The following is a 9,589-nucleotide window of genomic DNA, read 5'->3' on the forward strand; positions in this document are numbered from 1 at the left end:
TCGTTTCAAGTCTCGTGCAGAATGGTTTCGAACCCTTCGAATTGCGGGTGTTCGATGATTGGCGACTGCGCGGTTTTATCGCCTGCATTCTTGTGCGAATCGCGGAACTGCTGGGACTTGGTCCAGGCCTCGAAATCCGCGCGGCTGTCCCAGATCACATGGCTGGAATACAGGCGATACCCGTCGCCTTCGGGGCCTTTGAGCAGGCGGAATTCCTGAAAGCCTTTCAACTCGTTCAGGCGGCCCTGACGGTCTTTCCAGACGGTCTCGAAATCGGTTTCGCTGCCCAGACGGACTTTGAAACGGTTCATTGCGATAAAGCTCATGGCTAACCTCGTTCGATCATTGTGCAGGGCTGGCGGAACAGGTTGGCTGGCACCGGGCGTTTGACCTGAATTTTCGCGCCGGGTCAATCGGGGATGGCAGAGTGCTTTTGCAGGATATGCAGTGGCACAATCTCAAGCGCCCGCCGATGCGTGGCCTCAAGATGTACGCGCGGCGCACAGCCTTCGTCATGGGCCTGCAGGAACCGCCCGGCACACAGACACCAGCTGTCGCCGGGTTTGAGGCCGGGAAAGTCGAACTCGGGCCGAGGGGTGCTCAGGTCGTTGCCGACATATTTCGAATAGGCCAGAAACTCGGCCGTCATGACAGCGCAGACCGTATGGCTGCCCTGATCCTCGGGGCAGGTGTTGCAGGCCCCGTCGCGAAAGAACCCGGTCAGCGGTTTGCGGGAACAGGGCGCCAGAACACCGCCCAGCACATTGATGCTGTCTTGCTTTTGCATGGGGCTATCTTACAGGCTTTGCGCGATCTTGCGGAACATTTCGACATTCTGGTCGTTGACCCCGGGCTCGCGGAACTTGCGGTCGGCCCCGGTGCTGACGATCAGCACCCCGCGCGGCTGGTCGAAATAGATATACTGACCATAGATACCACGCGCCAGAAATTCGCCCTCATGCGCGCCGACGGGCACCCACCATTGGTAGCCATAGCCGATCTTGCCCGGCTCGGTCGGTGCGCTGGGCCATGTGGCCTCGGTGATCCATTCGGCGGGCACCAGTTGTTCGCCGTCATGCTCTCCGTTCTGCAGGATCATTTGGCCGAACCGCGCAAAATCCCGGGTGGTGAAGTTCAGCCCACCCAGCACAAAGGCCACGCCCGCGCCGTCGGTGATGTAATATCCGTCCCGCTCCAGCCCGAGCGGATCAATGATTTTCTCGGTCAGCAGCTCGGCTACACTGCGTCCGGTCGCGCCGCGGATCACCATTCCGATCACATGGGTGTCGATCGAGACATATTGCCAAACCTCCCCCGGTGTCGTGAAACTGTCCTGCAGCGAGGCGGCGAAATCGTCCAGCTCTCCGCCCAGTGCAACGACACGGCCCATGCGGTTGATATCCGAATTATAGTCCAGATAATCCTCGTCAAAACTGACGCCGCTGGCCATGTTCAACACGTTGCGGATGGATGCGCCGTCATAGGCACTGCCGGTCAGTTGCGGCGCGTATTTGGTCACCGGATCGTCGAGCGATTCAATCGCGCCTTCGTTCATCAGGATACCGAACAGGGCCGAGAGGTAGCTTTTCGCAACCGACCATGAAATCCGCCGGTCATCGGGGCCGGTGCCCAGATAATACTCCTCAAACCGGATCTGTCCGCCCTGCATGACCAGCAGAGAGGTCACGGCGCGTGTCTCAATCCACTCATCCGTGCCTTCGGGCAGATCGAAACCGGGGCCATAGGGCAGCTCCCATGTCGGACCATTGCCGCGTGGCAGATCGACGGTCAGGAACGCGTCATTCATGTGCGAGAAATTGTGGACGATCTTTTCCTCGGAAAACAGAGAGTTCACGGCCAACAGGCGCATGATCTCTTCCCGCTTCCACAGGCCCACAACCACGGCGGCCAGAACCAGCGCCAATGTGATGCGCAAAAGCCATTTCAGCAGGGTTCTCATCCGTCGCCTCCCCTTTGGTTTGCAATATAGGACCGCGCGGCGGCCAGCCATGCAATCAGGACGTTACGGCAGCTGGACCGAACGCTTAGCGGAACTTGTCCAGCAGTTTTTGCATGGCCGAGCGGTCGTCTGTCTCAGGCTCCGGCGTGACCTCGGGTTTGGGGGCGGGCTTTGCCGGGGTTTTCGACGACCGTGCCGGAGCGGTCCGCAAGGCAACCGCGTTCATGAATTTGCCGCCATCGTCGGCAGCCAGATGGGCCGCCCCGTCCGAGACACCCCGCAAGACATCCTCCAGCCACTCGCCATCAGCCTTGGCGAAATCGCCCAGAACATAGGGCGAGACCATCTCTTTCCGGCCCGGATGCCCGATGCCCAGCCGAACCCGGTCATAGGCGGCCCCGATATGGTCGTGGATGGATCGCAATCCGTTATGTCCCGCGTGGCCGCCGCCTGCCTTGGCGCGCACCTTGCCGGGGGCCAGATCAAGCTCATCATGGAAGACGGTCACATCGGTCGAGTCCAGCTTGTAGAACCGCATCGCCTCGCCCACCGACTGGCCAGAGCGGTTCATGAAAGTCTGCGGCTTGATCAGCAGGATTTTTTCAGAGCCCAGCCGCCCCTCGGCGATCTCGGCCTGAAATTTGGATCGCCAGGGGCCAAAACCATGATCTTCGGCGATCCGGTCCACGGCCATGAAACCGATATTATGCCGGTTGCGGGCATATTTCGCGCCCGGATTGCCCAGACCCACAAACAGTTTCATCACCTTGATCCTTTGTTTCTGACGCCGTTGATGGCATGGAACGGGCCCCGGTTTCCAGCCTTTGCAAAGAAAAACGGGGCCCCGCCGGAGCCCCGTTTCATAACCCGAATACGATGATCCGAATTTATTCTTCCGCTTCGTCCTTGCCGACGACTTCAACTTCATCGGCTGCGACCTCGTCGCCTTCTTCCTCGTCGTCGCTGGTCGACAGGCCAGTCGGTGCCGAGATATTCGCGATCACGAAATCACGGTCGATGGTCGGCTTGGTGCCCGAAGGCAGGTCAACCGACGAGATGGTGACAACGTCGTTGATGTTCAGACCGGTCAGATCAACGGTGATCTTCTCAGGAATGTCACCGGCGGTGCACATCAGTTCGACCTCGGGGCGGACAACAGTCAGAACGCCGCCCTTCTTGATGCCGGGTGCGGCTTCTTCGTTGACGAACTCAACCGGGATGTACAGCGCGATCTTGGTGGTCCGACGCAGGCGCATCAGGTCCAGGTGGGTCGGCAGGTCCTTGACGACGTCACGCTGAACGTCACGGCAGATGACGCGGACGTCTTCATGACCTTCAACCTTCAGGTTCCACAGGGTCGACTTGAACCGGCCCGCTTTCAGGCGCTTGAACAGAACGTTGAACGGGATCTGAATCGGCAGCGGCTCTTTGTCGCCACCAAACACAATGCCCGGAACCATGCCATCGCGGCGTGCCTGACGAGCGGCGCCCTTGCCTGTCCCCGTCCGTTCCAGAGCTACGAGATCAGGAATCTCACCAGCCATGATAAATCTCCAATGTTAGGGCGGGCATCCTCCAAGGCTGTATGCCCGCGTGAAGCCGCGTCCATAGCGTGATTCATATCGGTTGGAAAGGGGTATTTAGCGGGTTTTCCTTTTGCGAGGCTCTGCCTCGCGCTCCGGGATATTTAGGGCCAGATGAAGAATGGACCCCTTGCTTCATCTGGCTAAAAATATCCCGGGGGAGGCGCCCGCAGGGCGGCGGGGGCAGCGCCCCCTTTTGCTTGCCTCTGCCTGGCCGTGCAACTTCACTTCTGCCAGCGCCCGCCGAAATCTTCGGGCACCAGCAGGTTGTGACGGCCCAGGGCGGCCACGTTCTGCTCGCCACACAGCGCCATGGTGGTGTCGAGTTCTTTTTGAATGACCTCCAGCGCCGTTGTCACCCCCTGTTGACCCATGGCGCCGAGGCCGTAGATGAAGGCGCGACCGATATAGGTGCCCTTGGCGCCCAACGCCAGCGCCTTGAGGACGTCCTGACCGGACCGGATGCCGCTGTCCAGATGCACTTCGATATCGTCGCCGACCGCGTCCATGATTTCGGGCAATACGCGGATTGAGCTAAGCGCGCCATCCAGTTGCCGCCCGCCATGGTTCGAGACGACAATGGCATCAGCGCCCAACTTGGCGGCCATTTTGGCGTCCTCGGCATCCAGAATGCCTTTGAGGATCACCTTGCCGCCCCATTGCTCCATCAGCTTTTCGACTTTCGTCCAGTCGAGGCTTGGGTCGAACTGTTCCGCTGTCCAGGTTCCCAGTGACCGCGTATCGGTGATCGTGTCGACATGACCCACGATATTTCCGAATTCGCGCCGTTTGGCGCCCAGCATCTCGATTCCCCAGGCCCATTTCGTCATCAGATTGGCGATGGTCTTCGGGGTCAGTTTCGGCGGCGCGGACAGGCCGTTTTTCAGATCTTTGTGTCGCTGGCCCAGAATTTGCAGGTCCAGCGTGATGACCAGCGCCGAACAGCCCGCATCCTTGGCGCGTTGGATCAGGCGGCTGACGTAGTCCTCGTCCTTCATCGTATAGAGCTGGAACCAGAAGGGCTTGGTCGTAGCCTCGGCCACATCTTCGATCGAGTTGATCGACATGGTCGAGAGGGTGAAGGGCACGCCAAAGGCTTCGGCGGCTTTGGCGGCTTTGATCTCACCATCGGCATGCTGCATGCCGGTCAGCCCGACCGGGGCCAGTGCCACCGGCATCGTAACATCCTGCCCGATCATCTGCGACGCGGTCGAGCGTCCGGACATATCTACCGCGACCCGTTGGCGCAGGCGGATATCCTCGAAATCCGAGCTGTTCTCGCGGAAGGTCTGCTCGGTCCAGCTGCCGCTTTCGGTATAGTCGTAGAACATGCGCGGCACACGGCGTTCGTAAATTCTTTTGAGGTCCTGGATATTGGTGATGACAGTCATTCTGGCGGACCTCCGGTGGATTGGTTAAGTTTGCTTACCAATTCTTGTGGCGCGCTGCAATGCAAGGCGAATAAGAGCCGTGCCGCGCCGTGGCACATGAAAAAACCGCGGCTGACCCAAGTCAACCGCGGTGTATCTGGTCGCAATGAGTTTCAGCGGTGATCAGGCCGTGTGCGCCCCGTCGGACAGGCTTTTGACGAAGTCCAACACCTCGGCCACAGGTTTACCCGCACCGATCTGGCTGACGATGGCAGACCCCACCACGGCACCATCCGCGACACTGGCGATGGCGCGGGATTTTTCCGGCGTGTTGATGCCAAAGCCCACAATCACCGGCAGGTCGGTGGCGGATTTGATGCGCGAGACCTCCGGGCCGACATCGGTTGCCTGCGCCTCGGCCGCGCCGGTGATGCCGGTGATCGAGACGTAGTACACAAAGCCCGAGGTGTTTTGCAGCACACGCGGCAGACGGTTGTCATCGGTCGTTGGCGTCGCCAGACGGATGAAGTTCAGCCCGGCGGCCTGCGCGGGCAAGCAAAGCTCGTCATCTTCTTCCGGGGGCAGATCGACCACGATCAGCCCGTCGATTCCTGCAGCCTTGGCGTCAGCCAGAAAGGTGTCAACGCCGCGATTGTAGATCGGGTTGTAATACCCCATCAGCACAATCGGGGTCGTATCATCGGTTTCACGGAAGGCCCGCGCCAGATCCAGAGTACGCTGCAGGGTCATGCCGCCATCCAGCGCCCGTTGCCCGGCGGCCTGAATGGTCGGCCCGTCCGCCATCGGATCGGTGAAGGGCAGGCCCAGCTCGATCACATCCACCCCGGCACCCGGCAGACCCCGAACGACCTCAAGCGAGGTGTCATAGTCAGGGTCCCCGGCCATCACATAGGCGACAAAAGCCTTTTTGCCGTCGGCTTTCAGGGCGGCGAATTTGGCGTCGATACGGGTCATCGGATGTCCTTGCAGTCAGGTTTGAACCTGATGTGCAGAAACTTTGACCGAAAATCAATCCCGACCCGGCCAGATTGGATCAGAAGCTGTAGTGATACCTCAGCAAAACTGCGTTCACGCCCGGATTGTCCTCTTGCGTGCTGGCATTGGATTTATGGGTCAGCGCCACGGAAACCTTGTTGCCGCTGTTCAGAGTATATCCCAGCCCGATCAGGCTGCGGATTTGAAAGCTGCCGCCCAGATCGTTCAGCGCATTGGATTCGTCATAATACCCCGGCATCACGCTGCCTTCGACAAACCAGCGGTTGTTGAAGGCGTAGATCCCCACCAAACCCGCGCCAATATGGGTGTCGCCATCCTCATCCACCGATACTGCTGCACCCCATGTGGCGCTGAACCGGGTCGCCTCGTGAAATGGCCGATGCTGGTATTCGAGCGAGAAAAGGGCCTGATCCACAGACTGGCTGTCCGAGAAGTCGGCGTATCCTGCGCCGAAGATGATGGATTGCGCCTGAACTGAACCCGCCGCCAGCAGGCCAAGGGCTGCGATGATAAGAGATCTCATTGCTTATGCTCTGTCCGTCGTTCAAATGTCTGTCTTTATTGAGGACTGTAGTTGCTCGTATTCAATATCTGCAAGAACACATTGTGATGCCGTTTTCGTGATGTGTCAGTTTGAACCCGCTATGGGTTCTGGTGCAACGTGCCTTGCGCATTGACCCGGACCTGCCTAGAAGCAGCGCTCGAACCGTATGTCAGGAGGTCGCAATGGGCTTTAAGATGGGAATCGTGGGTCTGCCGAATGTGGGCAAGTCGACCCTGTTCAATGCGCTGACCAAAACCGCAGCCGCACAGGCGGCGAATTTCCCGTTCTGCACCATCGAACCCAATGTGGGTGACGTGGCCGTGCCTGATGACCGGCTGGACAAGCTGGCGGCGATTGCCAGTTCCAAACAGATCATCCCGACGCGGATGACGTTCGTGGATATCGCCGGTTTGGTCAAAGGCGCGTCGAAGGGCGAAGGGCTGGGCAACCAGTTCCTGGCCAATATCCGCGAGACGGACGCCATTGCCCATGTGCTGCGCTGTTTCGAAGATGGCGACGTGACCCATGTGGATGGCCGGGTTGATCCGGTTGCCGACGCCGACACCATCGAGACCGAGTTGATGTTGGCCGATCTGGAAAGCATCGAGAAACGCCGCGCCAATCTGGTGCGCAAGCTGAAGGGCAATGACAAAGAGGCGCAGCAGCAGGACCGCCTGCTGGCCACCGCGCAGGAGATGCTGGAAAACGGCAAACCCGCCCGTCTGGTCGAGGTTTCGGACGAAGACGCCAAGGCGTGGAAGATGCTGCAACTGCTGACCACCAAGCCGGTGCTTTACGTCTGCAACGTGTCCGAGGAAGAAGCCGCCGAGGGCAATGAATACTCCACCCGCGTGGCCGAGATGGCCGCCGCCCAAGGCAACGCGCATGTCATCATCAGCGCCAAGATCGAGGAAGAGATCAGCCTGCTGGAAGAGGACGAGGCCCAGATGTTCCTTGAGGAGATGGGTCTGGAAGAGCCCGGCCTCGACCGTCTGATCCGCGCTGGTTACGACCTGCTGAAACTGGAAACCTATTTCACCGTCGGCCCAAAAGAGGCCCGCGCCTGGACCATCCGCACCGGCACCGCCGCCCCGCAGGCAGCAGGTGTGATCCACGGGGATTTCGAAAAGGGCTTCATCCGCGCCGAGACCATCGCCTATGACGACTATATCGCCGCCAATGGTGAACAGGGCGCGAAGGAGTCGGGCAAGATGCGGGCCGAGGGCAAGGGCTACATCGTCAAGGATGGCGATGTGATGCATTTCTTGTTTAATACCTGAATGGTGACGCCTCCGGCAGGGCTTTTCGCGCGCTCGACGTGGGGCGACCTAATGCGCTGTTTTGAGATTGAGAACAGGCGCTTGGTGTGAGATGCACAAAGCATGGACGCAAAAAACCTAATGCTGGCACAAAGAGGCCAACCTTCAAAACGGCAACGCTGGCAAGTTGGAGCGCTGGTTGAGATTCCGATAGGTGAAAGTTGTTGGGCTTATGGGCAACTGGGGGAAGAGTATTTCGTCGCGGTTTTAGAAGGTTACTTTTCAGAGCGCCCCACAATCGAGAACTTGATTGAACTACCAATACTGTTCAAATCCTTTGTCTATCGTGACGTCATTAGCAGGGGTTATTGGCTGAAAGTTGGCCGGCTTGAGCCTCGAAGTGATGTGATTAAGGAAGACTACCGTTTCAAGCAGGATCAAATTTCTGGAGCACTTTCGCTGTGGCATTCAGATTTTGCGGAACAAGGCTGGGAACGACCAGCGCTTCTAAGCGAGTGCCTTGGATTGGAGCGTGCTGCCGTTTGGGAGGCAAGCTACGTTGAAGATCGGATCATCGCAACACGTGACGGCCATGAGTGCAAATGGGTCAATTCTTTGGCAATAGATTTGCAAAGAGTTCCTGCACACCAGAATGACACTCGCTGAGGGTTGATTTCGGTATTGCCCGTGACTTTGAAACTGGGTCACATTCTTATACAGCTCACCTGTCGATGCTGTATTCGGAACGTTCGCGCGCGGCTTCGAAATTCTAACCAGTCACACATTTCCCCCCTTGGAAAACCTAGTTAATATGGATTTTGATCCGCCATTCGAGAAACCTCCAAATGATCGAAATCCGCGACCTGCAACTGCTCAGCGCCCTGGCGCGGCATCGCCACTTTGCCAAAGCGGCCGAGGAATGTGGGATTTCGCAGCCTGCGTTTTCGATGCGTATCCGCAATCTCGAAGACCGGCTGGGGGTCTCCATCGTCCGGCGCGCCAACCGGTTTCAGGGCCTGACCGAAGAGGGCGAGATGATCGTCCAGCGGGCGCGGCGTATCCTTGATGATACCAAGGCATTGGAGCAGCAGGTTCTGGCCACGCGGGGTGAGATCACCGGGACGTTGATCCTCGGTGTGATCCCGACCGCGATTGCCTTCACAGGACGTCTGACCAAGCGGCTGCGGGATACGCATCCCCGCATCATCACGCGCATCGAGACCATGTCTGCGACCGCGATCCAGCACCGGCTGGATGAGGGCAGTCTGGACGCAGGCATCACCTATGGCGACAGCATCGGTACCGATCTGCGGCAGGTGCAGCCGCTTTATGAGGAAACCTATGTGCTGCTGGTCCCGGCGCATATGACGGATGAAACCGGCCCGATCCCCTGGGCACGGGTGGCGGAATTCCCGCTCAGCCTGCTAGAGCCGCAGATGCAGAACCGCCGCATTCTGGACCGGATTTTCGCCGAACAGGGCCTGCACCCGGATGTGGTGGCCGAAACCAGCGGGTTCACCGCCTCGATGGTCATGGCGCGCGAGGGGTTGGCGGCTACGGTCGTCCCCCGCGTTCTGGTCCGCGCGCTGGGCGATTTGCAGGGCACGAAGGTGCTGCCTCTGGTCGATCCCGTTGTCAGCAAGCCGATCTGTCTGGCAACGCTCAGCCGTGACCCCGAGCTGCCCACCGTTCAAGCCCTGCGCGATGTGGTGACGTCTTTACGGTGATAATCTGTCGTTATCGTGCGATTGCGATAAGAGATTTGACGATATGTTAATCTGATGACACACGGAGCCTCAATCGGAGGGCATCATGGCACCATTAGATACCAAGCCATCAGGCGCACCCAAGGGCGT

The 9,589-nt window shown here is 59.0% G+C and carries 11 protein-coding genes; 3 read left to right on the forward strand and 8 right to left on the reverse strand.

Annotated features, from left to right (window positions below; genetic code table 11):
• Positions 1-5: 5 nt before the first annotated feature.
• The 8 genes from MPJ51_RS08370 to MPJ51_RS08405 all read right to left on the reverse strand — a co-directional run bounded on the left by MPJ51_RS08370 (position 6) and on the right by MPJ51_RS08405 (position 6,453).
• Positions 6-326, reverse strand: a complete 321-nt coding sequence (locus MPJ51_RS08370; protein WP_298384583.1) for an antibiotic biosynthesis monooxygenase — start codon at positions 324-326, stop codon at positions 6-8.
• 83 nt (positions 327-409) lie between these two features.
• Positions 410-787 carry a DUF2237 domain-containing protein gene (locus tag MPJ51_RS08375; RefSeq protein ID WP_298384586.1) on the reverse strand — a complete coding sequence of 126 codons (378 nt, stop codon included), beginning with the start codon at positions 785-787 and terminating at the stop codon, positions 410-412.
• 9 nt (positions 788-796) lie between these two features.
• Entirely contained in the window at positions 797-1,960 is a 1,164-nt protein-coding gene (locus tag MPJ51_RS08380) for a serine hydrolase (RefSeq protein WP_298384589.1), read from the reverse strand.
• 85 nt (positions 1,961-2,045) lie between these two features.
• A complete protein-coding gene (gene pth, locus MPJ51_RS08385) occupies positions 2,046-2,723 on the reverse strand; it encodes an aminoacyl-tRNA hydrolase (RefSeq protein ID WP_298384592.1) in 678 nt (225 codons plus the stop codon).
• 124 nt (positions 2,724-2,847) lie between these two features.
• Positions 2,848-3,504, reverse strand: coding sequence for a 50S ribosomal protein L25/general stress protein Ctc (locus MPJ51_RS08390; RefSeq protein ID WP_298384595.1), 657 nt, complete (start codon positions 3,502-3,504; stop codon positions 2,848-2,850).
• Between the two features lie 263 nt (positions 3,505-3,767).
• Positions 3,768-4,934 carry an alpha-hydroxy acid oxidase gene (locus MPJ51_RS08395; RefSeq protein WP_298384598.1) on the reverse strand — a complete coding sequence of 389 codons (1,167 nt, stop codon included), beginning with the start codon at positions 4,932-4,934 and terminating at the stop codon, positions 3,768-3,770.
• A 162-nt stretch (positions 4,935-5,096) separates the two neighbouring features.
• Positions 5,097-5,888, reverse strand: coding sequence for a tryptophan synthase subunit alpha (gene trpA / locus MPJ51_RS08400; protein ID WP_298384601.1), 792 nt, complete (start codon positions 5,886-5,888; stop codon positions 5,097-5,099).
• A gap of 79 nt (positions 5,889-5,967) precedes the next feature.
• Positions 5,968-6,453: an acyloxyacyl hydrolase gene (locus MPJ51_RS08405; RefSeq protein WP_298384604.1), complete on the reverse strand. Its 486-nt coding sequence runs from the start codon at positions 6,451-6,453 to the stop codon at positions 5,968-5,970.
• Positions 6,454-6,656: 203 nt separating this feature from the next.
• On the opposite strand from MPJ51_RS08405, the gene ychF reads away from it, so the two are divergent.
• The 3 genes from ychF (at position 6,657) to MPJ51_RS08420 (ending at position 9,460) form a co-directional block, all read left to right on the forward strand.
• Positions 6,657-7,754, forward strand: coding sequence for a redox-regulated ATPase YchF (ychF, locus tag MPJ51_RS08410; RefSeq protein ID WP_298384607.1), 1,098 nt, complete (start codon positions 6,657-6,659; stop codon positions 7,752-7,754).
• 102 nt (positions 7,755-7,856) lie between these two features.
• Positions 7,857-8,399: a hypothetical protein gene (locus MPJ51_RS08415; RefSeq protein ID WP_298384610.1), complete on the forward strand. Its 543-nt coding sequence runs from the start codon at positions 7,857-7,859 to the stop codon at positions 8,397-8,399.
• A gap of 179 nt (positions 8,400-8,578) precedes the next feature.
• Complete coding sequence (locus MPJ51_RS08420) at positions 8,579-9,460, forward strand: LysR family transcriptional regulator (RefSeq protein ID WP_298384613.1); 882 nt, start codon at positions 8,579-8,581, stop codon at positions 9,458-9,460.
• The last annotated feature ends 129 nt before the right edge of the window (positions 9,461-9,589 follow it).

Source organism: Ruegeria sp. (assembly GCF_028066395.1).
GTDB lineage: Bacteria > Pseudomonadota > Alphaproteobacteria > Rhodobacterales > Rhodobacteraceae > Ruegeria.